Origin of the sequence: Paraburkholderia phytofirmans OLGA172, from assembly GCF_001634365.1 — a bacterium.
Taxonomy (GTDB): Bacteria; Pseudomonadota; Gammaproteobacteria; order Burkholderiales; family Burkholderiaceae; genus Paraburkholderia.
Window position 1 is genome coordinate 4241899 of sequence record NZ_CP014578.1, and the last position, 26914, is coordinate 4268812.

The window sequence follows — 26914 nt, forward strand, 5'->3', positions numbered from 1 at the left end:
CTTTGGTGTACTGCTTATGTACCGCTTATATACCGCTTTGTCGTCTCCACCTCGTCCTGCAAGCATTAGCCGGTTTCTACGCCATCCGGCGGAAACCAGCCGGCGACATTAGCGCGGCAGTTCCGAATGACCCATCAGGAATGCGTCGACCGAACGTGCGCACTGACGGCCTTCACGAATCGCCCACACCACCAGCGACTGGCCACGACGCATATCGCCCGCCGTGAACACCTTGTCCACCGACGTGTAATACGCCTTGTCGCCTTCGGTCGACGCACGCACGTTGCCACGGTTGTCCTTGTCGACGCCGAACGCTTCGAGCACCGGCGAGACCGGTTGCGTGAAGCCCATGGCCAGCAGCACCAGATCGGCCTTCATTTCGAATTCAGAGTTCGGCACTTCCTGCATCTTGCCGTCCTTCCATTCGACGCGCGCGGCGATCAGCTTCTCGACCTTGCCGTTCTTGCCTTCGAGACGCTTGGTCGCGACCGCCCAGTCGCGCGAGCAGCCTTCGTCATGCGACGACGACGTGCGCAGCTTGATCGGCCAGTACGGCCACACGAGCGGCTTGTTCTCCTCTTCCGGCGGTTGCGGCAGCAGTTCGAATTGCGTGACGCTTTTCGCGCCATGACGGTTCGACGTTCCGACGCAGTCCGAACCCGTATCGCCGCCGCCGATCACGACCACATGCTTGCCCTTGGCGAGCAGCTGGTTCGCGACCTTGTCGCCGGCGTTGACCTTGTTCTGCTGCGGCAGGAATTCCATCGCGTAGTGAATGCCTTCCAGCTCGCGGCCCGGCACCGGCAGATCGCGCGGCATTTCCGAACCGCCGGCGATCACGACCGCGTCGAACTGTTCTTTCAGCTCGGCCGGCGTGATGGTTTCCTTCGCGGTATTGCCGATGTGTTCCGGCAGCGAATCTGCCTTGCCGACGAACACGTTAGCGCGGAACGTCACGCCTTCAGCTTCCATCTGGCGCATGCGGCGGTCGATCAGCCACTTCTCCAGCTTGAAGTCAGGAATGCCGTAACGCAGCAAGCCACCGATGCGGTCGTTCTTTTCGAACACGGCGACATCGTGCCCCACGCGCGCGAGTTGCTGCGCGACGGCCAAACCGGCGGGGCCGGATCCGACCACGGCGACTTTCTTGCCGGTCTTGTGCTTCGGCGGCTGCGGTGCGACCCAGCCTTCGGCCCACGCTTTGTCGATGATCGCGTGTTCGATCGACTTGATGCCCACCGGGTCGTCGTTGATGCCGAGCGTGCAGGCCGCTTCACACGGCGCCGGGCAGATGCGGCCCGTGAACTCGGGGAAGTTGTTCGTGGAGTGCAGCACTTCAATCGCGTTCTTCCAGTCCTGATGGAACACCAGGTCGTTGAAGTCCGGGATGATGTTGTTCACCGGGCAGCCGTTGTTGCAGAACGGAATGCCGCAGTCCATGCAACGCGCGCCTTGAATCTTGGCTTCGTCGTCGGTCAGTGCCGCAACGAATTCCTTGTAATGCTTCACACGCGTGAGCGGAGCTTCGTACGCCTCGTGGCGGCGCTCGTACTCGAGAAAACCGGTTGCCTTGCCCATGTGGTTCTCTTCTCTATCTGTATCAGGTGAGGTGATCTACACCCGCCGCGCGTCGAACAATCGAACAGTCAAGCGCGGCGGGTACGGCTAAATGTGACGTCTTCTGTGCTGATGGTCAGCGCAGCGGCTATGCGGCAAGTCAGGCGGCGAGCACTTCCTTGTTCGCCTTCTTCGCAGCCATTTCGCCCAGCGCGCGCTTGTATTCGGTCGGGAACACCTTCACGAACTGACGGCGCGACGCATCCCAGTTTTCGAGCAGCGCCTTTGCACGCGGCGAACCCGTGAACTGGAAGTGACGCTCGATGAGACCCTTGAGCAGGGCTTCGTCGGTCGTGCCGCTGTGCCACAGACCCTTGTCGACCGTGCGTTCCTGTTCGGCCTGTTGCAAGACCGGATCGAGCGCGACCATCGACTTGTTGCACTTGCCCGCGAACGTGTTGTCCGGATCGAACACGTAGGCGATACCGCCCGACATGCCGGCCGCGAAGTTACGGCCCGTTTCGCCGAGCACGATCACCGTGCCACCCGTCATGTATTCGCAACCGTGGTCGCCCGTGCCTTCGACAACCGCCGTCGCACCGGAGTTACGCACGCAGAAACGCTCGCCGGCGACGCCGCGGAAGAACGCTTCGCCTTCGATCGCGCCGTACATCACCGTGTTGCCACAGATGATGTTTTCTTCGGACTTGCCGCGGAAATCGTTGGTCGGACGGATGATGATGCGGCCGCCCGAGAGGCCCTTGCCAACGTAGTCGTTACCGTCGCCGACCAGATCCAGCGTCACGCCCCTCGCGAGGAACGCGCCGAAACTCTGGCCTGCGGTGCCCTTCAACTGGATGTGAATCGTGTCGTCAGGCAAGCCGTCGTGGCCGTACTTCTTCGCGATCGTGCCGGACAGCATCGCGCCGACCGTACGGTTCACGTTGCGCACCGGCTGGATGAACGAGACGTGCTCGCCCTTCTCGATCGCGCCCTTCGCCTTCTCGATCAGCACGTGATCCAGCGCGCGATCCAGACCGTGGTCCTGCACGTCGACGTGCTTGCGAGCCACGTCTGCCGAGACCTGCGGCTGATAGAACACCCGCGAGAAATCGAGCCCCTTCGCCTTCCAGTGTTCGACGCCCTTCTTCATGTCGAGCAGTTCGGCGTGGCCAATCAGGTCTTCGAACTTGCGAATGCCCAGTTGCGCCATGAGTTCGCGCGCTTCTTCCGCAACAAAGAAGAAGAAGTTGACGACGTGCTCCGGCTGGCCCTGGAATTTCGCACGCAGCACCGGATCTTGCGTCGCGACGCCGACCGGGCAGGTGTTCAGGTGGCACTTGCGCATCATGATGCAGCCTTCGACGACGAGCGGCGCCGTCGCGAAGCCAAATTCGTCCGCGCCAAGCAGCGCGCCGATCACGACGTCGCGGCCGGTCTTCATCTGGCCGTCAGCCTGCACGCGGATACGGCCGCGCAGTTGGTTCAGCACCAGCGTCTGCTGCGTTTCCGCCAGACCCAGTTCCCACGGCGTGCCGGCATGCTTCACCGACGACAGCGGCGATGCACCCGTGCCGCCGTCATGGCCGGCGATCACGACGTGGTCGGCCTTCGCCTTGGCGACACCGGCAGCAACCGTACCGACGCCCGATTCCGACACCAGCTTCACCGAGATACTCGCTGCCGAGTTGGCGTTCTTCAGATCGTGAATCAGCTGCGCCAGATCTTCGATCGAGTAGATGTCATGGTGCGGCGGCGGCGAAATCAGGCCAACGCCCGGTACCGAGTAACGCAGCTTGCCGATGTATTCCGACACCTTGTGGCCCGGCAACTGGCCGCCTTCGCCCGGCTTCGCGCCTTGCGCCATCTTGATCTGAATCTGATCGGCCGAGGCGAGGTATTCCGCCGTCACGCCGAAACGGCCCGACGCCACCTGCTTGATCTTCGAGCGCAGCGAATCGCCTTCCTTCAGCGGAATGTCAACGATCACCTCCTCGCCGATCACCGACTTCATGGTGTCGCCGTTCTTGATCGGAATGCCGCGCAGCTCGTTGCGATAACGGTTCACGTCCTCGCCGCCTTCGCCGGTGTTCGACTTGCCGCCGATGCGGTTCATCGCGACAGCCAGGGTGGCGTGGGCTTCGGTCGAGATCGAGCCCAGCGACATAGCGCCGGTGGCGAAACGCTTGACGATTTCCTTCGCCGATTCCACTTCGTCCAGCGGGATCGCCTTCGACGGATCCAGCCTGAACTCGAACAGGCCGCGGAACGTCATGTGGCGCTTGGTCTGATCGTTGATCAGGTGCGCGTACTCCTTGTACGTCTGATACGAGTTGCTGCGCGCCGAGTGTTGCAACTTGGCGATCGCATCCGGCGTCCACATGTGTTCTTCGCCGCGCACGCGATAGGCGTACTCGCCACCCGCATCGAGCATGTTAGCGAGCACCGGGTTGTCGCCGAACGCGTCGCGATGCAGACGGATCGCTTCTTCCGCGACATCGAACAGGCCGATCCCGCCAACCTTCGACGAGGTGCCATTGAAGTACTTCGACACCAGGCCTTCAGCCAGGCCCACAGCTTCGAAAATCTGCGCGCCGGTGTACGACATGTAGGTCGAAATGCCCATCTTCGACATGACCTTCTGCAGGCCCTTGCCGATTGCCTTGGTGAAGTTGTAGACCGCCTTTTCCGGTGACAGGTCACCCTTCAGGCCCGCTGCGAGCTGGCCGAGCGTTTCCATCGCGAGGTACGGGTGCACGGCTTCCGCGCCGTAGCCCGCGAGCAACGCGAAATGGTGTGTTTCGCGCGCCGAGCCGGTTTCCACGACCAGCCCCGCGCTCGTGCGCAGGCCATGCTGGACGAGGTGCGTGTGGATCGCGGCGGTGGCCAGCAATGCTGGAATCGCGACGTTGTCGCGGTCGGTCTTGCGGTCCGACACGATCAGCATGTTGTAGCCGGACTTGACCGCATCGACGGCTTCCGCGCACAGCGAAGCCAGACGCGCTTCAATGCCTTCCTTGCCCCAGGCCACCGGATAGCAGATGTTCAGTTCGTACGAGCTGAACTTGCCGCCCGTGTACTGATCGATCGCGCGGATCTTCGCGATGTCCTTGAAGTCGAGCACCGGCTGCGACACTTCAAGACGCATCGGCGGGTTGATGTTGTTCGTGTCCAGCAGGTTCGGCTTCGGACCGACGAACGACACCAGCGACATCACCATGTTTTCACGGATCGGGTCGATCGGCGGGTTCGTGACTTGCGCGAACAGCTGCTTGAAGTAGTGATAGAGCGTCTTGTTCTTATTGGACATGACGGCCAGCGGCGAGTCGTTGCCCATCGAGCCGACTGCTTCTTCACCGGCTTGCGCCATCGGCGCCATCAGGAACTTGAGGTCTTCCTGCGTGTAGCCGAACGCCTGCTGGCGATCCAGCAAGGCAGCAGCTTCGCGGCGCTCCGTCGCGACGTCTTCGGCCTTCGCCTCGATTTCGTCGAGCTTGATGCGCACGGCGTCGATCCAGCTCTTGTACGGCTTGGCGTTGGCGAGGTTGTCCTTCAGTTCCTTGTCGTCGATGATGCGGCCGTGCTCCATGTCGATCAGGAACATCTTGCCCGGCTGCAGACGCCATTTCTTGACGATCTTCGACTCGGGGATCAGCAACGTGCCCGCTTCCGACGCCATGATGACCAGGTCGTCGTCGGTAACGATGTAGCGCGCCGGACGCAGACCGTTGCGGTCGAGCGTGGCGCCGATCTGACGGCCGTCGGTGAAGGCGATCGCGGCGGGGCCGTCCCACGGCTCCATCATCGCGGCGTGGTATTCGTAGAACGCGCGGCGGTTGTCGTCCATCAGCGTGTGCTGTTCCCACGCTTCCGGGATCATCATCATCACGGCGTGGACGAGCGGGTAGCCGGCCATCACCAGCAGTTCGAGACAGTTGTCGAACGACGCCGTGTCGGATTGGCCCGGGTAGATCAGCGGCCACAGCTTGGGCAGATCGTCGCCGAGCACGTGCGAGGCGATCGCGCCGGTACGGGCGTTCAGCCAGTTGACGTTGCCCTTCACCGTGTTGATTTCGCCGTTGTGGGCGATCATGCGGTACGGGTGAGCCAGTTCCCACGCCGGGAACGTGTTGGTCGAGAAGCGTTGGTGCACCAGCGCCAGCGCCGACACCGTGCGCTCGTCCTGCAGGTCGCGGTAGTACACGCCGACCTGGCCCGCCAGCAGCAGCCCCTTGTAGACGACCGTGCGCGCCGAGCACGATGGCACGAAGTATTCCTTGCCGTGCTTGAGCTTGAGCGCCTGGATGCGGTGGCTCGCGGTCTTGCGGATCACGTACAGCTTCCGCTCGAGCGCGTCGGTCACCATGATGTCCTTGCCGCGGCCGATGAAGATCTGGCGGATCAGCGGCTCGCTCGCCTTGACGGTGGGCGAAATCGGCATGGTGTGGTCGACCGGCACATCGCGCCAGCCCAGCACGACCTGGCCTTCGGCCTTCACTGTACGTTCCAGTTCCTGTTCGCACGCGAGACGCGATGCGTGTTCCTTCGGCAGGAACACCATGCCGACGCCGTACTCGCCGTTGGGCGGCAGCACGACGCCCTGCTTGGCCATTTCCTCACGATAGAAACCGTCCGGAATCTGGATCAGGATGCCCGCGCCGTCGCCCATCAGCGGATCGGCGCCGACGGCGCCCCGGTGGTCGAGGTTCTCGAGAATCTTCAGACCTTGCTCGATGATCTCGTGGCTTTTCTTGCCCTTGATGTGAGCAACAAAGCCGACGCCGCAGGCGTCATGTTCGTTTTGCGGGTCGTACAGACCTTGCGCGGCGGGAACCGGGTGAGTCGGTTGCTGGTGGTCGTTCATGGGGACACCGTCTGTGAGGGGCCGGACAGGCCGTTAAACCGTTTTTCTATTGCCGCGGTGCGCACCGCAACCGCGTCGGCGTCTCAGTACGCTTGAATGCCACGCGTATCAAAAAGTACCGGAATTCGGAATATACGCGACGAATCAACGGAATAGCAAATAAAACGTGATGATTGATCCCCAATTATCAAATTGGTGCATTGCGGTTATTTTTTATTGGTGCCATATCAAAAAGGTGCAAAAGAAAACGGCATGCGAAGATGCCGTTTCGGGTGCAGCGCTTTGATGCAAAACGCTTTATTGCGTCTGCGGTGTCTCGCGGACCTTGCGCGGCCGCCCACGCGGCAGCGGCGAAACCCGCCGGTTGGCGGCCCGCGCCGCCCACTCCCGATAGGTGTCGCTGCCCAAAACCCAGCCTTTCAGGGTGGCCTGCTGAAGCTGACTGGCTTCGCGTTCGTCGAGCGGCTGCTCGCACAATTCACGGTACGCACGCTGCCGCTCGAACGGCGTGTTGCCGAGCGACCAGTACAACGGGTGGTCGGTAATCAGGCTATCGAGCGTCAGGCCGATGTGGTGACGGTAGCTCGACCAGCGGTACTCCTCGGGCGCGCTCACCAGCCCGGCACGCACCGGGCTCATTTCGACGACCCGGCTCGCCAGCAGGAAGTAGCGCTCGCCTTCGATCACGGTAGCGCGGTAGCGCCCCTCCCATAAGGTGCCACGGCGCGCGTAACGCCGGTTGAAGTGCGCCACGTAGCGGCGCCCCACCGCCTGCATCGCCTTCGGCAAGCTCGACTCTTCAGTCGGCGTGACGAGCAGTTGCACAGCGCCAGGCATCAGCGCATACGCGTGGATGGACAAATGGTGATCGCGCGAAGCCGCTTTCAAACAGTCGATGAAAAGCTCGTAGTCCTGGTCGTCGACGAATGCGGGCTGCTGGTCGAGTCCACGGAGGATGACGTGCTGCGGCTGATCAGGGACATAGAGACGTGCAAGCCGTGCCATGCTGGAGTATCCAATAGTCGCGTTGGTATATACCCGAAGGTCCGAAAAGCCGCATGGGCGCTGGGTTCGGCGCGGCGCGGCTTAGCCAGAAACCGCCCGGCGCTTAGGGAGAAAGCTCTAACTGCCGCGTATGGTTTGTTTCAAACGTTGTGGTCATAATGAGCGGGCCTTTTTTGGAGGAGCACATATGAAATTAAAACAGGCCATAACGGGGATCGCGGCGCTCGCCTGCATGACGGCAGCTCACGCGCAATCGGCCGGCAGTTTTTACGCTACGACAGGGTGGTTCCATTTCGCCCCCCAAGACAGTAGCGATCCGTTGAAGGAAACAAGCGTCGGCGGGACACCCGTCAACATCTCACTGCCCGGCACGGGCGCTGGCATCGACAGCTCCGACACCATCGGCTTAAGCCTAGGCTACTTTGTCACCGATCACATCGCCGCGGAAGCTGAAATTGGCATTCCGCCGAAATTCAACCTGCTAGGCACAGGCAGCTTCGAGCAATTTGGTACGCTCGGCTCCGCGAAGCAGTGGAGTCCTGCCCTCCTGTTCAAATACTACTTCAACGACGCCACCGCGACGTTCCGACCGTATGCCGGCCTCGGTGTTACGTACGTCTGGTTCACGGACGCGAGCATCTCGAACACTGCGTTTGAACAAGGCGTACTGCATGGTCCGACCTCGGTCTCGACGGATCGTTCCTGGGCACCGGTGTTTAATCTCGGTTTCAATTATGCGTTCACCAAACACTGGTTCGCAGGACTCTCAGTCTCATACATACCGCTCAGCGTAACCGCGAAACTGACCACGAACGCGGCGACTCCGGTCGGCAACCTGACCGTGACGTCTGAGGCAAAAATCAGACTCAACCCGATCGTTACCTTCGCAAAGGTAGGTTACGTCTTCTAGTGAGGCAGGCTGTGCCTGCATGGATCGAACCGTCGCGAACAGTCCGCACCTCAGCCAAACGCCATCACACATGTGACGGCGTTTTTTGATTTTATGCCTCTGTCACCTATTTTAGTGAGTGCCGGATGCATTGTAATTTTGACCATCGGTCGACCTTTCCAGTGCAATTCCTGCCACCAGAAACCGTCCCCACCTGTACGGTGAGCTCGCCGGAACAACGCGCAGCCTTTGGCATCGAAGTTGCGTGACGCCATGTTTCCCGCATGTGTACGTGAAGACTTTTCTCACCCTCATCGACGGAGCGAACATGACAGCACTTCCGAACACACGAGACGCCCTCGGCGAATCCTGGACCGCCACCAGCCGCCGTGCGCGGCGAATCGCTCGCCATAGCCGCCACGCGGCTGAAGACATCGCAGGCGAATTGCGCACGCTGATGTCGGAGCTCGAATCCACCCTGGCGGACGGTACCCAGGCCGACGCCGTGGCCCTGCGCAGCAAACTGCGCAAACAACTCGACGTCGCGCGCGCGCGCCTGAACGACACGCGTGAAGCCATGCGGGAACGCGCCGAGGTCGCGATCGCCGACGCTGACGACTACGTACACGAAAACCCGTGGCAGACACTTGCGATCGTCGGCGGCGTTGCGCTGATCGCGGGGGCGTTGTTCGCGTCGCGACTGCGCGAGGCCAGTGACAGCAGACGGTGACACCCGCCGCCGGCTCGGCGGCTTTGATTGCGGAAACGGGATTGCGCCGGGCGTTGGATTTCTGTGTCGGCGCTTATCGCGTAGCGACGTCGGTCGGCCGCAAGTCGATCATCAGTTGTCATTGATCACGAACAGCCGCTGATACTCCTTTACCGCGTATCGATCCGTCATACCCGCGATGTAGTGGGCGATCAGGCGCGGTTGCTGCGACGCGTCCGTGGATTGATAGCTGGGCGGCAGTAGCCGCGGATCTTCCGTGAACGCGTCGAACAGGCCGGCCACCACGCGGCGCGCCTTGTTGGCCATGCGCATGACGCGATAGTGGCGGTACAGATTCTTGAATAGAAAGCGCTTGAGCGCTGCCGCCTTCGCGGCGATCGCTTCGCTATGCGCGACCAGCGGCGGTGCGGCGCGCACTGCGTCCAGCGAGACTGGCGCGTGTCTCGCAAGATTGAGCGACGTCGTATTGATCAGGTCGACGATCAGCGTATTGATAATACGGCGTACGGTCTCGTGAATCAGCCGGCGCCCTTCGATCTGCGGGAAGTCGCCACGCGCCGCCGCGTAGTGCGTCTGCCATAACTCCACCTCGGCAAGCTGCTCCACCGTGAGCAAGCCTGAGCGCAAGCCGTCGTCGACATCGTGATTGTTGTACGCGATCTCGTCAGCGAAATTGGCAATCTGCGCTTCGATGGAAGGCTGCCGCCCCTCCAGAAAACGCTCGCCTAGCGTGCCGAGCCGCCGCGCGTTCTCGCGCGAGCAGTGTTTGAGAATGCCCTCCCGCGTTTCGAAGCAAAGGTTCAGGCCATTGAACGCGCCGTAGTGCTCTTCCAGATCGTCGACCACCGCGAGGCTTTGCAGGTTGTGCTCGAAGCCGCCATGTTCGCGCATACATTCGTTCAGCGCGTCCTGGCCCGCATGGCCGAAAGGTGTATGGCCAAGGTCGTGTGCGAGCGAAATGGCTTCGACGAGGTCTTCGTTGACGCGCAGATTGCGCGCGACCGAACGGGCGATCTGCGCAACTTCCAGGCTATGGGTGAGTCGCGTGCGAAACAGGTCGCCCTCGTGATTCACGAACACCTGAGTCTTGTATTCGAGCCGGCGGAATGCCGTCGAATGAACAATGCGGTCGCGATCACGCTGGAATTCAGTGCGCGCGCTCGGTGCAGCTTCGGGATAGCGGCGGCCGCGCGATTGGGCGGAATGTGCCGCATACGGCGCGAGATGCGCTTCGAGCGCTTCCTGCGAAGGCACGCCGCTCACGGCCATGCCTGCCGGGTCATGCTTTACATCGTCGCTGCGCCTGTCAGTCACCGGATTCTCCGAAACATGGGCGGCGCCTCGTGACGCTGGTGCGTGTTACCTTGCGCTCAAGCCCTCGCCGAGTCGGTCTAGACGGCGGCGGCCAGCGTGGCGTGCACCTCGGCGTCGGGCGCCTGGGTGATGAGCGTCTCACCGAAACGCTTCAGCAGAATGAATTTGATCGCCCCGGCTTCCGCCTTCTTGTCGACCCGCATGAGTTCGACGTAACGCGAGTCGCCGAGCGCGGGTGCCCGGGTGGGTAAATGCGCGGCAACGATCACATCGACCAGACGCTTACGCGCGGCTTCGTCGAGATAACCCATGCGCACCGAAAGGTCCGCCGCCATCACCATCCCGCAGCCGACCGCCTCGCCGTGCAGCCATTCGCCGTAGCCGAGTCCGGCTTCGATCGCATGGCCGAAGGTGTGGCCGAAGTTGAGGATCGCGCGCAGTCCGCCTTCGCGCTCGTCCTGCGCCACCACCGACGCCTTGATCTCGCACGAACGCTTGACTGCCAAGGCCAGCGCTTCCGGCTCGCAGCGATTGAGCGCCTCGATGTTCGCTTCTATCCAGTTGAAGAAACCGGCGTCGGCAATCGCGCCGGTCTTGATCACTTCGGCGACGCCCGCAGCCAATTCGCGCGCCGGCAGCGTACGCAGCGCGCCGATATCGGCGATCACAGCCTGCGGCTGGTAGAACGCGCCGATCATGTTCTTGCCGAGCGGATGGTTGATGCCGGTCTTGCCGCCCACGGACGAATCGACTTGCGACAGCAAGGTGGTCGGCACCTGAATGAACGGCACGCCGCGCATGTAGCAGGCCGCGGCAAACCCCGTCATGTCGCCGATCACGCCGCCGCCGAGAGCGATCAGCGTAGTCTTGCGATCGGCGCGCGAGCCGAGCAGCGCGTCGAAAATCAGGTTCAGCGTTTCGAGGTTCTTGTACGCTTCGCCGTCCGGCAAAACGACCGTGGACACCTGCTTGCCGAGCGGCGCGAGCGCCGCGCGCAGTGCGTCGCCGTAGAGCGGGTCGACCGTGGTGTTCGTGACGATCGTGACCGAGCTGCCGGCGATATGCGGCGCGAACAACTCAGTTTGGCCGATCAGGTCGGCACCGATATGGATGGGGTAGGCGCGCTCGCCCAGTTCGACATTGACGGTAATCATACGATCCATTATGACGCAGGATGTTTGGCGACGCCGGCCATCTCGAGCTGCATCAGAACCATGTTGACGAGTCCGTTGACCGAAGGCCGGCCGGTTTCGATCACAAAGTGCGCGCATTCCCGGTATAGCGGATCGCGTACTTCGTAGAGCGCTTCGAGGCGCGCTTTGGGGTCTTCGGTCTGCAAAAGCGGGCGATTCTTGTCGCGCCGGGTGCGCAGCCACAAATCATGCGGATTGGCGCGCAAATAGATCACCACGCCGCGATTTTGCAGCGCTTCGCGGTTTTCCGGCCGCAGCACCGCGCCGCCGCCTGTGGCCAGCACGATATTTTCGCGCCCGGTCAGCTCGGAAATTACGTGCGCTTCGCGCTCGCGAAAGCCCGCTTCGCCTTCCAGCTCGAAGATCACCGGAATGCGCGCGCCCGTGCGCGCCTCGATTTCATGATCGGAATCGAAGAACGGGCGATCGAGACGGCGCGCAATGGCCCGGCCCACGGTGGTTTTGCCTGCCCCCATGAGCCCTACGAAAAATACATTGGCGTGTGCGTCCCGCGCTTGCAACGGTGTCCTCTGGCTAATCCGGTATGGTTCGTGCCGCAGCTTACTGGCAAAGCGGCTGCCTTGTCGAGCCTGCATGCCGCCGCTAGAGAGCGGAGGCAGCATGCCCCTAATTTGTCTGAACGACGCGCGGCGTGATGAAAACTGCCAGTTCACTGCGCTGGTCCCGATGGGCCCGATGGCGAAAAAGCGCACCTAAAACGGGTATTTTGCCCAGGACCGGCACCCGCGTCACATCGTCCCGGTTGTCGGTCGCGTAAATTCCGCCGATCGACACCGTACCACCATCTTCGACTTCGACGCGCGTTTGCACGTGTTTGGTGTTGATCGCGGGCCCGGCGTCGGTCTGTTCGCCGACGCTGTCCTTGGCGACGTCCAGGTCCAGCACCACTCTGCCGTCCGGCATGATTTGCGGCTCGACCTCCAGTTTGAGCGTGGCGCGGCGAAACTGCACGCCCGACACGCCCTGCCCCACTTTCGCCTGATAGGGCAACTCGGTGCCCTGCTCGACGACCGCTTTCATCCGGTCCGCCGTCACGACCCGCGGGCTCGAGACGATTTCGCCGCGTCCTTCGGCCTCCAGCGCGCTCAGCTCGATGTTCAGGAGCCGCGTCGCCCCAGCTGCGAATAAGGTCAGCCCGGCGGTGGCGGCGTCAAAACCGGAAATCGGCCGCGCCGACAGATCGTAAACGGTGCCGTCCGTGCCGCCCGTCAAGCCTCGGGCGGTGCCGTCGGCGTTGGCGGCCGCCATGGAAAGCCGCACGCCGAGATTGCGCGAAAACCCGTGCTCGCCCTCGACGATACGCGCTTCGATCAATACCTGACGGGTCGGCCGGTCAACTGAGGCAAGCAAGGCCGTGATTTGCGCGAGGCGTCCTTCGAGATCGGTGACGAACAGCAGGTTGGTGCGCGGATCGGCAGTCGCGGCGCCGCGTTTGGACAGCACGCGCTGGTTGCCCGCGCCGGTCAGCAGGCGCCGCGCATCTTCGGCGCGCGCGTAGTGCAGTTCGAACGTGCGGCTTGCGAGCGGCTCAAGATCGGCGGCTCTCGCGTGTGCTTCGAAACGCTGCCGTTCACGCGCGGCCAGATCCGCAATCGGCGCGACCCAGATCACATTGCCGTGGCGCTCCATGGCCAGCCCGTTGACATCGAGCAAGGTATCGAACGCGGTGCGCCACGGCACCTTGTCGAGTCGTAGTGAGACGGCGCCGCGCACTCTCTCGCTCGCGACGATGTTCAGGCCGGTGAACTGGGCGAACGCGTTGAGTACCGCACCGAGTTCCGCGCGCTGGAAGTTAAGCGAGATCGGTTTGTCGTCAGCGGCGAGTTTGGCGTCTGCAGGCGCTTTCGGTGCGTCGCTCAGGCGCGCGAGCGGCGGCAGCGGCACCGGCGGCCCTTCGAGCGCCGAGGATGCGGCTATGTCGTCGCGCGCCGACGCGGCGGATTGCCGCCGTAGCGGCACTGAGCCGTCTGCATCACCGGCTGGGTCGTCGGCTGGGTCGTCGGTGCGTCTGGTTTGGGCGGTCGCCGCCATTCGCGATATGCCGGGCCCATCGGCGGACTCTTCGCGGAACGGGTTGGGCACATCGGCAGCGACGCCGCGTGGCAGCGGCGGTACGTCGTATCGGGCATCGGGCGGCGCAATGGCGTCGTCGAGCGGCATGTAGGCGGGCAGCGGCGGCAGCGCTGGGGTTGAAGCGTGCGCGATGCCGGCGCTTATCGCCATCCAAACGACGAGGCGGCCGAGACGGCTGCAAAGCGGACTGCGAACCGGACTGCCAAGTGGATCGCGAAGCAAGCTAAAAACCGCGCCTCCGCGGATTCTTGCCGACAGGCTGCGACTCACACCATGGCCAAAACACACGCGAACGCCGTAGCGCGACACTGCGACACCGACTGGCTTGATCAGCCTCATCAGGACGCCTCCGTCAGTGCCAGCGTACGCGTCGCGCCGCCGTTGGCCAGCGTGATGCTGAGCGCGTCGAGCCGCGTGACACGCTCAGCGCCGAGGTGCTGCCCGGACACGACCGTGGTCGCACCATCCGGCGTATCGAGCAAGGCGAGCCCGCGTGTACGATCGTGCAGCAAGCCGACGAGGCGCAGTTGCGAAACCTCAAGCTGCTGCTCGGCGGACGCGAGCATCTGCGGAAGCGAGAATGGGTCGAAGAACACGATGTCTTCTTCGTCGTCCGAATCGAGACTCTCGTCGGCAAACGCGTCCGCCGCAGCAGGTGAAGGTACAGGCCTCAGCGCACTGAATACATGCAGAGTTGCCCTCACCGCTAACGAAGCGGTATCGCGCTTGACCGTCACGTCGACGGGCACGATTAGCACGGGCAGATCGGACAGGCCACGCAGAAACGCCATCAGGTGGACGAAATCGGTGTGCGCGGTAAGCTGTATAGGACGCATGCTGTCAGCGCCCGAGCCGCTGGCCGCGCCCGGTTCTACCGAGAGCAACGAGACGCCATTCTGCGCCGCGAGTTCGGACACGATGCGCACATCGTCCGCGGAAGTCCATGACACAGGCAATTGCGCGCCCGGCCTGGCGGCAGCTTCCCGGCGCAGCGCGGACAATTGCGCCAGCGCGCGGCGCGCATCCGCGAGATGCCGCGAGGCCGTCTCCCATGCCGTGCGGCTCGCCTCGACCCCGCCGAGATCGGCCACAACCCAGCCATGCGCGCCAAGTCCGAACACCGCCGCGGCGATCAGCAATGCAACCACCCAACGACGCCGAGGGCTCCAGGCAGCGAGCGGCAAGCGCACACGCTTCATCCATTGGGAAAAAGAGAGCCGCGCGCTCGCCGCGCCGCCGAACTCGACAAAAGTCGTACTCATTTCGCACCTCCTGATTGTTCAGACTTCATCGGACGTTGCGCCGCCAAGCCTGACATATGGGCCGTTTTCTTTGGCGGGTCGCTCCAGCGCAGATGCGCTCCGAATTCGATCGGGCCGGTCACGCTGGCCGCCGCAACCGCCCCGCTGCGTGGCGCCGAGCGATGCAGGTCGTTCACCTCCGCGCCCTTCACGCCGCGGATCGCGCTCAAGCGCTTGAGCCACTCGGCCGACGCGATATGTCCGCGCGAGGTCGCGAGCAATTCCGTCTCGTGCTCGCGCTGGCGCAACTGCTGCAGCACCACGCCGTCACCGGGTTCAAAACTCAATGCATTCAGCAGATCGCGCAAATGCGTAAGCGGCTCGGACAAGTCCATCGCACGCGCCGCGCCTTTGCGTTGCTCGTCTTGCGCTCGCAGTAACCTGGCGTGCTCCGCGAGCGGCATGGCCAGCTGAGCGAGCGTTTGCTCGATCGACGCGCGCTCTGCATCGAGCCGCGCCTTTTCGAACGCCTGCCACCCAACTAGTGCGAGCACGGCCGCAAAACCAGCGAGCGCCGCGACGCCCCATTCGAGCAAACGCCGCCGGCGCGCGAGCCGCGCATTGCGTTGCCTGTATGGCAGCAGATTGAAGCCGCCGAGCCACGGCCGTGCGAAGTGCATGCCACGCGTAGACGCCGTAGACGCCGTAGACGCGTGCGTACCCGGGGCCGCCGAATGCAAACGGGAGCGTAGGCCGAACGTCATTCGAGCACCCCGCGCAGCGCGAGTCCGAATGCGACCGCGGCGGCAGGCTCGTGCAACAACGAATCGTGCAGTTGACGTGCGAACCCTCCAAGCGCCGCACACTCGAACGGCAGCACAGTGCAGCCCAATACGTCGGCTATATCCGCAATCGAGAAACCCACGCCATCGAGCAAATCGACCTCGCCGCTCAACAACGCGCAGTCGAGTACGGGGCCGTGGACGAGATCGCGCAACGCGTCGGCGAAATCGGCGTGCTCAGGCGCGGGGTAACGCATTTCGCCAACCAGGCAGTCGTCGACGATGCGCCAGCCGTACACACCATCTGTGCCAATCCAGAGCGCGACGTAGGGCTCGTGCGGATCGAGTTCATGGCTCGCCGCGTAGCGCATTGCGCGCAAAGCCGCATGCGGCTCGCCATCGATCGCGGTGAGCGAGATACCGGCGGTCGCCGCGCATTCGATACGCGCTTCGAGATGCTGGCGTGCGGTTGCGGCGATTGTCACCGAACGAATCGGCGAACGCGTCTCGTCGACGAACCAGTCGACAGCTAACGCATGGCGCTCCAGGCCTGCGATACGCTCAACTTCGCTCATCACCGCCGGCTCGAGTTCGGCGAGTTCATGACCGCCGTTTTCCGCGCAACCGGCGAGCGCGGCGAGCCGTGTGAGCGGCACGGTGGTTGTCAATGTAGCCGAGGCGGGCAGCGCCATCGCGCATCGCAATGCATGCGTGGCACACGCACGCGGCAAACCCGCGAATGCGTCGCGCAACGCACGCGCCACCGCATGCCGGTCGGCGATCTCCGTGCCGGCCATCGCGCCGGCGCCAAGCGGCACGGTGCTCGCGTATTCGATATGCAGCGCGGCATGTGTGGGCGAATGCCGACTCACCACGACCAGACGCACCGCCTGCGAACCCACATCGATTCCCGCAGCAAAACGCTGCGCACCCAGTCGCACACCTTGAAGCCACGAATTTTTGAACGTCATCACGCCCTCCCTCAGACTCACGCGACGAACCATTCGAACGCGAGTAACGAGGAAGAATTGTGCGTAGCCGCGCCGCCGCGCGACACTCAGCCAAATGGCTAACGTTGCGCGACGCGCGCCCTCTCCGCCGGCAAAGCGTCTACAGTGAAGTCATTCCCGCGCGGCGCGCCGATTTGTCAAGAACTGTCAGTAAGCATGCCGAAAGCTGAAATGCCAGGCAGCTATAATCGCGGGACTGTTTTTTGGTGCCCATATGCAATCCACGTCTCCTACGTCCCCGCCGCCCGCGCCGCAGAAGCGCAAGCGCCCCTTGTGGCTCAAGCTCATCCTCGGCTTTGTGGGTCTGATCGTCGCAGGCATCCTGTGCGTGCTGCTGGTGCTCGGTTATGCGCTGGTGGTCGCAACGCCGAACCTGCCGTCGCTCGACGCGCTGACCGATTACCGGCCGAAGGTGCCCTTGCGCATCTATACGGCCGACCACCTGCTGATCGGCGAATTCGGCGAAGAGCGGCGCGACATCGTCCATATTCAGGACGTGCCCGATAGCCTGAAGAAAGCCGTGCTGGCAATCGAAGACGCGCGCTTCTACGATCACGGCGGCGTCGACCTCACAGGCATCGCGCGAGCCGGCTTCGTCGCACTGACCAATGGCCACGCCACGCAAGGCGCCAGCACGATCACCATGCAGGTGGCGCGCAACTTCTTCCTGTCGAGTGAGAAGACCTACACGCGCAAGATCTACGAGATGCTGCTCGCGTACAAGATCGAGTCGAAACTGACGAAAGATCAGATTCTCGAGGTGTACATGAATCAGATCTATCTCGGTCAGCGTGCGTATGGCTTCGCGAGCGCGGCGCGGGTGTATTTCGGGAAAGACCTGAAGGACCTGACCCTGGCGGAATCCGCCATGCTGGCGGGCCTGCCGAAGGCGCCGTCGGCGTATAACCCGGTGGTCAATCCGAAGCGCGCGAAAATCCGTCAAGAGTACATCCTGCAGCGCATGTACGAATTGCACTACATCACTCAGGAACAGTATGACGAGGCAAGCAGGCAGCCGCTGGTCGTCAAGGGCGCGGGCAAGGAGTTCAGCGTGCACGCGGAATACGTCGCGGAAATGGTGCGGCAGATGATGTACGCGCAGTATCGCGAGGAGGCGTACACGCGCGGCCTGAACGTCGTGACCACCATCGACTCGGCCGATCAGGATGTCGCTTACCGGGCGCTGCGCAAGGGTCTGATGGACTACGAACGGCGCCACGGCTATCGCGGCCCGGAAGCATTCATCGATTTGCCGTCCGATGCGGACGACCGCGAACAGGCGATTGACGACGCGTTGCTCGAGCATCCCGACAACGGCGAAATCATCGCCGCTGTGGTGACGGCGGCGAGCCCGAAGCAGGTGCAGGCCACCTTCATCGACGGCAACGTCGCGACCATTCAGGGCGACGGCCTGCGCTTCGCGCAGTTCGCGCTCGGCACGCGCGCGCAGCCGAATCAACGCGTGCGGCCCGGCGCGATCATTCGCCTCGTGAAGGATGACGACGGCAACTGGTCGATTACGCAATTGCCGCAAGTGGAAGGCGCATTCGTTTCGGTGGTGCCGCAAGATGGCGCGATTCGTGCGCTGGTGGGCGGTTTCGACTTCAACAAGAACAAGTTCAACCACGTGACCCAGGCGTGGCGTCAACCGGGTTCGAGCTTCAAGCCGTTCATCTATTCGGCCTCGCTAGAAAAGGGTCTCGGACCGACTACGGTGATCAACGATGCGCCGCTCTTTTTCAGCGCTGCGGAGACGGGCGGCCAGGCGTGGGAGCCGAAGAACTATGGCGGCGGTTTCGATGGTCCGATGACCATGCGCACCGCGCTGCAGAAATCGAAGAACCTCGTGTCGATTCGCATCCTGAACCACATCGGCACCAAGTACGCGCAGCAATACATCACGCGTTTCGGCTTCGACGCGGATCGTCACCCGGCTTATCTGCCGATGGCGCTCGGCGCGGGTCTCGTTACACCCTTGCAGATGGCAGGCGCGTTCTCGGTGTTTGCGAATGGCGGCTATCGCGTCAACCCGTATCTGATTGCTGAGGTCACTGATCAGCGCGGCATCGTCGTCGCGCACGCGCAACCGCTGGTCGCCGAGCAGAGTGCGCCGCACGCGATCGAGCCGCGCAATGCGTATGTGATGAACAGCCTGCTGCAAAGCGTCGCGCAACGTGGCACGGGCGCAAAGAGCAACGTGCTGAAGCGTACCGATCTCGGCGGCAAGACCGGCACGACCAACGATTCGCGCGATGCGTGGTTCGCCGGCTATCAGCACACGCTCACGGCGATCGCGTGGATCGGCTACGACAATCCGCGCAGTCTCGGCGATAAGGAAACCGGCGGCGGCCTTGCGTTGCCGGTGTGGATCGAATACATGGCGCGCGCGCTCAAAGGCGTGCCGGACTACAAGATGCCGATGCCCGACGGTGTGACCGAGCTCGGCTCAGAACTGTATTTCGACGACTTCACGCCGGGCCACGGGTTCGTCGCGACAGTCGGTATCAGCCAGGCGGCGCTGGATGCCGAGGCGAGCGGTTCGGCGTCGGAAGCCGCACCGGAACAGGTCGGCGAACAGGAAAAGCAGGACATCATGAATCTGTTCCGCGGGCACTAGAGACGCGCCCAAACAAGGCGGAAAAATCCGCCGGAAAATGGAAAACCGCCGCGCTCGATACGCGGCGGTTTTCGTTTGGGCGGTGCTTCGGCGGTCGTTTGAGCAGTCGATTAAGCTACGCGTCCGGCGATCGCGTCATGGGCCGCTTCAGCGATGCCCCCGAGCGCTCCTTCCCGAACCCAGTTCGGAGGCGAGCGCTTTACGCTTCAAAGTGAACCGGCTCGCCAGCCTGCTGCGTCGCGTACTCCGACAATGCGGCGAAAAACTCCGTGCCGCTGCGCGTATCGCGCCACTCGCCGTCGATGAAACGGAAGTGGAAACCGCCCGCTTTCGCCGCGATCCAGATCTCGCTCATCGGCGGCTGCAGATTGACAATGATCTTCGAACGGTTCTCGAATTCGAGGGTCAGGACATTGCCGCTGCGCTCGAGTTCGATGTCGGCTTCCGTGTCGTCGAGCGCGCGTTCGATGGCGGCTAGCGCGGCTTCCGCGCGGGTCAGGTAATCACTATCGGACATGCTAAACTCCATCGATTATTTATTCAGGGACAGTCATGCGAGTCGTATCTCGGATGCGCGCGGCGGCGCCCGGCCGCGCGATTGTAGCGGGTTTAGCCATTCTCGCAGGTTGTGCACTTGCCGGCTGCGGGCAACGGGGTTCGCTTTACTTGCCCACCGTGCCGCCTCTGCCGGCCAAGCCGATCGATCGTACGCAACCGCCGTCGCCAGATGAAGTGAAATCGGGCGCTGAAGCCGCCTCGCCGATGGGTGAGGTACCGGATACCTCTGGCGCGCCGCTCTCGTTGTCGCCGGAAAGCGAACTCGCCGCGCCGCCCGCGTCGGCCGCATCCGCTGCCGTGGCTCCGCAAGCTGCCTCCGCCGTCACTCCCGCTCAATAAGACTTTCGCATGACTCGATCCGCATTTGACTACGTCGACGGCGTGTTGCACGCCGAGGGCGTGTCCGCCGTCTCACTCGCCGAGCAGTTCGGCACGCCGCTGTACGTCTATTCGCGCGCCGCACTCACCGAAGCATGGAACGCATATGCAGGCGCTTGCGCCGGTCGCCGCGCGACCGTGCACGTCGCCGTCAAGGCCAATAGCAATCTTGCGGTGCTGAATGTATTCGCTCGCCTCGGCGCCGGCTTCGACATCGTGTCGGGCGGCGAACTGGCGCGTGTGCTGGCCGCAGGTGGCAAAGCGGAAAACACCGTGTTTTCGGGCGTCGGCAAGAATGCGGACGAGATGCGTCAGGCACTTGCCGCCGGCGTTAAATGCTTCAACGTCGAATCGATTCCCGAGCTCGACCGCCTGAATGCGGTTGCGGCGGAAATGGGCAAAAAAGCGCCCGTCTCGTTGCGTGTGAATCCGGACGTCGACGCGAAAACGCATCCGTATATTTCCACCGGCCTGAAGTCGAACAAGTTCGGCGTCGCGTTCGAAGATGCACGGGCTACCTATCAAGCCGCCGCGGCGATGACGCATCTCGACGTGGTCGGCATTGACTGCCATATCGGCTCGCAGATCACTGAAGTCGCACCGTATCTGGATGCGGTCGACAAGGTTCTGGAACTGGTCGAACAGATCGAGCAGGACGGCGTGAAGATTCGCCACATCGACGTGGGCGGTGGTCTCGGTATCACATACGGCGACGAAGCCCCGCCGGAAATCGGCGACTTCGTGCGCACCGTGCTGGATCGCATCGAAGCGCGCGGTCACGGGCATCGCGAGGTGTATTTCGAACCGGGTCGTTCGCTGGTCGGCAATGCGGGTGTGCTGCTGACGCGCGTCGAATATCTGAAGCCAGGCGCGGAAAAGAACTTCGCCATCGTCGACGCGGCGATGACCGATCTCGCACGCCCTGCGATGTACGAGGCCTATCACGCGATCGAAGCTGTCGTTAAGCGCGACGTGCTCGCCCACGTGTACGACGTGGTCGGCCCGGTTTGCGAAAGCGGCGACTGGCTGGGTCGTGAGCGTCTGCTGGCGGTCGAACCGGGCGATCTGCTGGCGATTCGCTCAGCCGGCGCGTATGGCTTCGTGATGAGCTCGAACTACAACACCCGTCCGCGTGCGGCCGAGGTGATGGTTGATGGTACACAAGTGCATGTCGTTCGCGCTCGTGAAGAGGTCAAGCAGCTGTTTGCGGGCGAAGCGATCTTGCCGGCGTAAACGTCTGAGCTGGGAGCCCCTCGATAAAAAAGGCGATGCCACTGCGGCATCGCCTTTTTCCATTTGCGCGCTGGTCCTCGTGGTCAGCGTGTCTTTAACCTCCGCTCGCGCAGCCATACGAGCAAACGCCACCCCAGCAACGCGACCATGATCGCACCGTAAATCTTCGGCAAAATCAGGTCGTGCTTGCCCGCCTTCATCCACCAGAAGTGCAGGATCGCGAGCGCAGCGATCGCATAAATCGCGCGATGCAGCGTCTGCCAGCGGCGTCCGAGTTTGCGCACCATCGCGCGCGGCGACGTAACGGCCAACGCGATCAGCAGCACGAACGCCGCGAAGCCCACGGTGATGAACGGCCGCTTGCCGATGTCCTTGAGAATCGCGGCGACATCGAACCATTTGTCGAACCACAGGTAAGTGGTGAAATGCAACGTCACGTAGAAAAATGCGTAAAGGCCCAGCATCCGGCGAAAACGGGCCAATGCAGTGATACCGGTCAGTCGGCGCAACGGCGTCACCGCCAACGTGATGCAAAGAAAGACGAGCGTCCACAGACCCGTCGAGCGCGTAATGAACTCGATCGGATTTGCGCCCAATCGATCGGTCATGCCAAACAGCACGATGCGCGCGAGCGGATACCACGCGGCGATAAATACCGCGATCTTGGCCGGCACGATCCAGCGCGCGCCGCTTGCGGGCCGCTTTGCGGTGGTCGCAGCCGACGCCTGCGCTGCTCGCGGCGCTCTGCGTTCGGTTTGAGTAACAGGTTGCGTATCGGAAGCCATAGTCACGCCGCTTAAAAATTCTTCTTCAGGTCCATGCCCTGATACAACGACGCGACCTGATCGCCGTAGCCGTTGAACATCAACGTCTTGCGCTTGGGCGTGAAGAAACCATCTTCGCCGATGCGCCGCTCGGTAGCCTGGCTCCAGCGCGGGTGATCGACGTTCGGATTCACGTTCGAAAAGAAGCCGTATTCGTTTGACGCGTACGTGTTCCAGCTGGTCGGCGGCTGCTTGTCGAGGAAGCGGATCTTCACCAGCGACTTCGCGCTCTTGAAGCCGTATTTCCACGGCACCACCACGCGAATCGGCGCGCCATTCTGATTCGGCAGCACCTGGCCGTAGAGGCCCATCGTCAGCAGCGTCAGCGGATTCATCGCTTCGTCCATCCGCAGACCTTCCGTGTACGGCCAGTCGAGTACCGGCGTCGACAGGCCGGGCATTTGCGACGGGTCAGCCAGCGTGATGAATTGCACATACTTCGCATTGCCAGTCGGCTGCACACGCCTGATCAACTCCGAGAGCGGCACGCCGATCCACGGAATCACCATCGACCAGCCTTCGACACAACGCAACCGGTACACGCGCTCCTCGAGCGGCGCGAGCTTCAGCAATTCATCGATCTCGTACACCTTCGGATTCTTGATTTCGCCCTCGACGCTCACCTTCCACGGATGCGGGCGCAACGTGCCGGCGTTGTGCGCGGGATCCGCTTTGTCCGTGCCGAACTCGTAGTAGTTGTTGTACGTGGTGATGTCCTTGTACGGCGTGATCTTGTCCAGGGCGACGAACTTCGCGTTGGTCTTCGCCACAAGCTTTTGCGCCTTCGTATCCGGCGATGAATATGCTGCCAGCGCTTCTCCATTCACACCGATCAGGCCGCCGAGCGCCAATGCACCCGCAGCTTGCAAAACGCGCCGCCGGTTCTCGAAGACGCGCTGCGGCGTGATTTCGCTGCGTGCGATGTCATCGCCTATGAGTTGAATTCTGTCGCTTCGCTTGATCCACATCGTGCTGCTCCTTGCCGCCCCATCGCTTGTCTAGCTTACGGGGCCATATTGATGATCGGCTCGTTTCGCCGCTCGCCCAGTCATCTTTAGGTACTGCTCTAACGAACACACTGGATGCAGCGAATATTCCGCCAGACGTAAAAAAAACCGCCGGTGTGAAGCACGCGGCGGTTCTTAGTCGGCTCAGGACGGCAGATCTTACAGCTTGCCGTAGCTATGCAGCCCCGACAGGAACATATTGACGCCGAGAAATGCGAAGGTCGTCACCAGCAGGCCGGTCAGCGCCCACCATGCCGCCACCGCGCCGCGCAGGCCTTTCATCAAGCGCATATGAAGCCAGGCTGCGTAGTTCAGCCAGACGATCAGCGCCCACGTTTCCTTCGGGTCCCAGCTCCAGTAACCGCCCCATGCTTCAGCGGCCCACAGCGCGCCGAGGATCGTCGCGATGGTGAAAAACGCGAAGCCGACGGCGATCGACTTGTACATCAGGTCGTCGAGCACATCGAGCGGCGGCAGGCGGTCTGCCAGCACGCCGCGCTCTTTCGCCAGATACGCGACGCCGACCATCGCCGACAGCGCAAAGCTGCCATATCCGATGAAGTTAGCCGGCACGTGGATCTTCATCCACCAGCTCTGCAGCGCCGGCACGAGCGGCTGGATCTGCTGTGCGTCACGGGCGACCGAGTACCACATCAGGAAGCCGACCGCCGCGCTGATCACCAGCAGCACGAATGCGCCGAGCGCACGCGTGTTGTAGTGCTGCTCGTAGTACAGATAGAACAGCGCGGTGATCAGGCTGAACAGCACGAACACTTCATACAGGTTCGAGATTGGAATATGACCGACGTCCGCGCCGATCAGATACGACTCATACCAGCGCACCATCAATCCGACGAAGCCCATCACCACTGCGGCCCAGGTCATCTTCGAACCGATCGCAGCGCCGGTCGGTGAACGCGACAACAGGCCGATCCAGTAGAAGACGGTGGCGAACACGAAGAGCGCGCTCATCCAAAGAATCGCGGACTGGCTCGACAGGAAATATTTGAGGAAGAACGCGTTATCCGCGCGCGTCAGATCGCCGTGATAGATCTGGATCGCCAGCAGCGACAGTGCGGCGATGCCCACCATCAGCGGACGCACCGGTTTCCAGCGCCAGCCCAGCACGACGAACACCGGCACTGCGCAGCACAGCACCAGTTTGTCGTAGTAATTCATGAACGGGTGATAGCGCGACAGCGCGAACCCCGCGCCCGCGACCATCACGACGGCGAACAGCCAGTCGACAATACCGAGCCGTTTCAGAAACGGCCGCTCGTCATACTGCGCGACGTTGAGCGCCTCGCTCGCGAACGCCTTCTGCGGTCGCGAGGGTGAGGAGGAGGAGGAAACCTGAGTCAAGTCCATGATCTTACCGGGTCGAATCTTGTGAGCCTGCAGACGGCGCGCGGGCATGGCCGGGTTTGTCGGAGGCGCCGGATGCTTCAGTGAGTTTGACACCCAGCGCGGTGCCTACAGCGTCGCGCGTTTGAACGAACTCCTTTTCGAAATCCAGCGTTTTGCGCGCGCTCGACATCGCCATCACGACATTCGTGCCGTGATCGGTATCTTTAAGCCAGAACCAGAGGCGCCTTTCGCGGACGTAGAACATCGAAAAGATGCCCAACACGAGGAGCAGGCTGCCAAGATACACGACTTTTTTGCCCGGCGCGCGCGTCAACTGAAATACCGAAGCTTGCACCTGCTTGAATGAGTCAAGCTGCAAGTAGACCGGCGATCCATACAAAAAGCTGTCGGATATCGCATTGATAGAGCTTTGGATAAAGCGGCTGGCGTCCGCATTGGCCTGCGCATCCGGCTCGCCAAGCTGCTCGCGCGACAGTTGCCACAGGTCCCACGTCGCGCCTTCCAGCATGCGCAGCAGCAAGCCCGCGGCCTTTTCCTGCTCGCCCTTCGGCACCGAATGATCGATGAACCCGGCGATCGCCTGGAAGCCGCCGAGCGTCTGGCCGTTCGGCATCTTGATACTGTTGTCCGCGCCGGCAAACAGGGTCAGGACACGCAGCGCGCTTTCTTCCAGGTGCTGTTGCAGTTCGGTATTCGAACCCGACACCGAACGCAGCGCGAAACGGTGAGCGGCGGCTGCGCGCATGGCCGGATTTTCAAGCGTGGCGCGCAGGTTCATCCATTCCTTGACGGTACCGCCTGTGTCGGCGGGGATTCGCAGGTAGCGGAATGGGTCGTCCGGATTCAGGCGCATGCCGGCGAGGAACATCTTTTCGCCCGCGACGTCCACCGGCAGCATGTAGTTGTTGTACTCGCGCGCCTGGCCGTCCTTGTCGCGCACCTTGTACTGCACCGACGGACCGACGTTATGCAGATCGAGCGGCTTCGAGCTCTTCGCGCCCGAGCCGAGGCGCTCGTCGAACGCCTCTTTCAGCGTACGATGCGCGGCGACGCCACGCGCATCGTTCTGGCCGCTGCCGTTCGAGACGTTTTCGACGTTGATTGCACGGAAATCCGTGAATTCGACGGTCTGGCCGTCGGCCAGCGGTGTGGCGGCACTCAACGGCGCATTGCCGCCGATCATGCCGCCGAACGGCGCGGTTTTCGCGCTCGAACCGGACATCGGGTACGCGGTCATCTGCATCTGCGACCCGCCGTCCTGGAAGCTCGACTGGTAGATCGAGACGCCGTCGTAGGTGAATGGCTTGTTCACTTCGACCCGGGCCGGCACGCGCGCGCCCGTTTTATGGTCGACCACGACGATGTCGCTCGCGAACAGCTTCGGCATGCCCGTCGAGTAGTAGTCGACGATGAACTTGTTCAGCTCGATCGAGAACGGCAGGTCCTGGATCAGCGAGCCGTCCGGCTGGTTAAGAATCGCCGTCGACACATGCTGCCCTTCCGGCACCCACGCATAGCCGCGGAAAGTCGGATTCGACTGCGACAGGCGATGTTCAGGCGGAATGTCGTTGATCACCGTGTTGGAGCGGATCGGCGACTTGTCGAACAGCCACATTTGCAGCTTGATTGGCAGATTGCTGTCGAGCAGGCCGCCCAGACAGATCACCACAATCGCAATGTGCGCGGAGATGTAGCCGAACTTGGTCAGCGCGCCGCGCTTGGCGGCGATCAGCGTTGCACCGTCCGACTCCCGTGTGACGAACTTGTAGCCAAGCCTGGCCGAGAGTTTGGCGAGCACCGCCGAGGTCTGTGCGCGCGTGCCGTGCACCGCGAACTCGCCCTTGTGATGGAACGCGCGCAAGCTGCCTTCGCGGACCTTGTCTTTCCAGCTCTTGGCGTCCGCGACCATTTTCGGCGCATTGCGGATCACGCACAGCGACACCGACACCATCAGGAAGCCGAGAATCAGCATGAACCACCACGAGCTGTACACCGTGTACAAGCTCAGCGAGCGGAAGATGTCCGCCCAGAACGGGCCGAACTGATTGACGTAGTTGGGATACGGATCGTCCTGCGTGAGGACGGTGCCGATAATACTGGCGATCGACAGAATCACGAGCAACGAGATCGCGAAGCGCATCGAACTCAATACTTCGATGATGCTGCGCGTGATGCGATTGCCCGACTTCGACTGCAAACCCGACGTGGTGACGCTCATTCATACTCCGACTGAACAGCAAAAAAGGGTGA

The 26914-nt window shown here is 62.4% G+C and carries 20 protein-coding genes; 5 read left to right on the plus strand and 15 right to left on the minus strand.

The window, feature by feature from the left end; translation table 11 throughout:
• Window positions 1–108 precede the first annotated feature (108 nt).
• The 3 genes from AYM40_RS18690 to AYM40_RS18700 all read right to left on the minus strand — a co-directional run bounded on the left by AYM40_RS18690 (window position 109) and on the right by AYM40_RS18700 (window position 7426).
• On the minus strand, window positions 109–1578 hold the full coding sequence (locus AYM40_RS18690) for a glutamate synthase subunit beta (protein WP_063497515.1): 1470 nt from the start codon (window positions 1576–1578) through the stop codon (window positions 109–111).
• A gap of 139 nt (window positions 1579–1717) precedes the next feature.
• Complete coding sequence (locus AYM40_RS18695) at window positions 1718–6421, minus strand: glutamate synthase-related protein (RefSeq protein WP_063497516.1); 4704 nt, start codon at window positions 6419–6421, stop codon at window positions 1718–1720.
• A 297-nt stretch (window positions 6422–6718) separates the two neighbouring features.
• Complete coding sequence (locus tag AYM40_RS18700) at window positions 6719–7426, minus strand: transposase (RefSeq protein ID WP_063497517.1); 708 nt, start codon at window positions 7424–7426, stop codon at window positions 6719–6721.
• Between the two features lie 187 nt (window positions 7427–7613).
• Here AYM40_RS18700 and AYM40_RS18705 point away from each other — a divergent pair, with 187 nt between their 5' ends.
• Together AYM40_RS18705 and AYM40_RS18710 are read left to right on the plus strand one after the other, a co-directional pair.
• Window positions 7614–8336 carry an OmpW/AlkL family protein gene (locus AYM40_RS18705; RefSeq protein ID WP_063497518.1) on the plus strand — a complete coding sequence of 241 codons (723 nt, stop codon included), beginning with the start codon at window positions 7614–7616 and terminating at the stop codon, window positions 8334–8336.
• Window positions 8337–8643: 307 nt separating this feature from the next.
• Complete coding sequence (locus AYM40_RS18710; protein WP_063498106.1) at window positions 8644–9045, plus strand: DUF883 family protein; 402 nt, start codon at window positions 8644–8646, stop codon at window positions 9043–9045.
• Between the two features lie 111 nt (window positions 9046–9156).
• Here AYM40_RS18710 and AYM40_RS18715 read toward each other — a convergent pair whose 3' ends face one another.
• The 7 genes from AYM40_RS18715 to pilM all read right to left on the minus strand — a co-directional run bounded on the left by AYM40_RS18715 (window position 9157) and on the right by pilM (window position 16640).
• On the minus strand, window positions 9157–10314 hold the full coding sequence (locus AYM40_RS18715; protein WP_236720964.1) for a deoxyguanosinetriphosphate triphosphohydrolase: 1158 nt from the start codon (window positions 10312–10314) through the stop codon (window positions 9157–9159).
• Window positions 10315–10436: 122 nt separating this feature from the next.
• Window positions 10437–11522: a 3-dehydroquinate synthase gene (gene aroB / locus AYM40_RS18720; RefSeq protein ID WP_181448385.1), complete on the minus strand. Its 1086-nt coding sequence runs from the start codon at window positions 11520–11522 to the stop codon at window positions 10437–10439.
• Complete coding sequence (locus tag AYM40_RS18725) at window positions 11522–12073, minus strand: shikimate kinase (RefSeq protein WP_063497520.1); 552 nt, start codon at window positions 12071–12073, stop codon at window positions 11522–11524. The genes aroB and AYM40_RS18725 overlap by 1 nt, the downstream gene beginning before the upstream one ends.
• 106 nt (window positions 12074–12179) lie before the next feature.
• A complete protein-coding gene (gene pilQ, locus AYM40_RS18730; RefSeq protein ID WP_063498108.1) occupies window positions 12180–13796 on the minus strand; it encodes a type IV pilus secretin PilQ in 1617 nt (538 codons plus the stop codon).
• Between the two features lie 188 nt (window positions 13797–13984).
• Window positions 13985–14908: a hypothetical protein gene (locus AYM40_RS18735; protein ID WP_063497521.1), complete on the minus strand. Its 924-nt coding sequence runs from the start codon at window positions 14906–14908 to the stop codon at window positions 13985–13987.
• Complete coding sequence (locus tag AYM40_RS18740; RefSeq protein WP_236720862.1) at window positions 14905–15567, minus strand: fimbrial assembly protein; 663 nt, start codon at window positions 15565–15567, stop codon at window positions 14905–14907. The genes AYM40_RS18735 and AYM40_RS18740 overlap by 4 nt, the downstream gene beginning before the upstream one ends.
• 80 nt (window positions 15568–15647) lie before the next feature.
• Window positions 15648–16640, minus strand: coding sequence for a type IV pilus biogenesis protein PilM (gene pilM / locus AYM40_RS18745; protein ID WP_063497523.1), 993 nt, complete (start codon window positions 16638–16640; stop codon window positions 15648–15650).
• A gap of 253 nt (window positions 16641–16893) precedes the next feature.
• Between pilM and AYM40_RS18750 the strand changes: the two genes are divergently transcribed.
• A complete protein-coding gene (locus tag AYM40_RS18750; RefSeq protein WP_063497524.1) occupies window positions 16894–19296 on the plus strand; it encodes a penicillin-binding protein 1A in 2403 nt (800 codons plus the stop codon).
• A gap of 199 nt (window positions 19297–19495) precedes the next feature.
• Here the strand turns inward: AYM40_RS18750 and cyaY are convergent, their stop codons facing one another.
• On the minus strand, window positions 19496–19813 hold the full coding sequence (cyaY, locus tag AYM40_RS18755) for an iron donor protein CyaY (protein WP_063497525.1): 318 nt from the start codon (window positions 19811–19813) through the stop codon (window positions 19496–19498).
• Between the two features lie 35 nt (window positions 19814–19848).
• On the opposite strand from cyaY, the gene lptM reads away from it, so the two are divergent.
• Both lptM and lysA read left to right on the plus strand, forming a co-directional pair.
• Window positions 19849–20193, plus strand: a complete 345-nt coding sequence (gene lptM / locus AYM40_RS18760; protein ID WP_063497526.1) for an LPS translocon maturation chaperone LptM — start codon at window positions 19849–19851, stop codon at window positions 20191–20193.
• 9 nt (window positions 20194–20202) lie between these two features.
• A complete protein-coding gene (gene lysA, locus AYM40_RS18765; protein WP_063497527.1) occupies window positions 20203–21465 on the plus strand; it encodes a diaminopimelate decarboxylase in 1263 nt (420 codons plus the stop codon).
• An 83-nt stretch (window positions 21466–21548) separates the two neighbouring features.
• Here lysA and msrQ read toward each other — a convergent pair whose 3' ends face one another.
• The 4 genes from msrQ to AYM40_RS18785 all read right to left on the minus strand — a co-directional run bounded on the left by msrQ (window position 21549) and on the right by AYM40_RS18785 (window position 26882).
• On the minus strand, window positions 21549–22250 hold the full coding sequence (gene msrQ / locus AYM40_RS18770) for a protein-methionine-sulfoxide reductase heme-binding subunit MsrQ (protein WP_181448386.1): 702 nt from the start codon (window positions 22248–22250) through the stop codon (window positions 21549–21551).
• Window positions 22251–22261: 11 nt separating this feature from the next.
• Complete coding sequence (msrP, locus tag AYM40_RS18775) at window positions 22262–23257, minus strand: protein-methionine-sulfoxide reductase catalytic subunit MsrP (RefSeq protein ID WP_063497529.1); 996 nt, start codon at window positions 23255–23257, stop codon at window positions 22262–22264.
• A 198-nt stretch (window positions 23258–23455) separates the two neighbouring features.
• A complete protein-coding gene (ccsB, locus tag AYM40_RS18780; RefSeq protein ID WP_063498109.1) occupies window positions 23456–24664 on the minus strand; it encodes a c-type cytochrome biogenesis protein CcsB in 1209 nt (402 codons plus the stop codon).
• Window positions 24665–24668: 4 nt separating this feature from the next.
• Window positions 24669–26882, minus strand: a complete 2214-nt coding sequence (locus AYM40_RS18785; protein WP_063497530.1) for a cytochrome c biogenesis protein ResB — start codon at window positions 26880–26882, stop codon at window positions 24669–24671.
• Window positions 26883–26914 lie beyond the last annotated feature (32 nt).